Genomic DNA, 252 nt, shown 5'->3' on the forward strand with positions numbered 1-252 from the left:
GCGTTCCTCGAACCGCTGGCCGACCCGCTGGGAGACCTCGTCGCCCGGCATGCCCGCACGCACGGACCCTTCACGACGGATGCCGTCGCCACCCGGTTCGGGCTCGGCGCCGCGGTCGCCCGCCACACCCTGCAGCGGCTGGAGAACGCCGGCCGTCTCACGAGCGGCTACTTCCTGCCCGAGGCCGCCGGCAGCGGCGACGCGATCGAGTGGTGCGACAGCGAGGTGCTGCGACGCCTGCGGATGCGCTCG

Annotated in this window: 1 protein-coding gene; it reads left to right on the forward strand. The window is 74.6% G+C overall.

All coding sequences use genetic code 11. From position 1 onward, the window contains the following. Positions 1–252, forward strand: a 252-nt coding sequence (locus SB754_RS21750; protein ID WP_410784392.1) for a hypothetical protein, incomplete at both ends; no start/stop codon positions are given.

Source organism: Leifsonia sp. SIMBA_070 (assembly GCF_046534635.1).
GTDB lineage: Bacteria > Actinomycetota > Actinomycetes > Actinomycetales > Microbacteriaceae > Leifsonia.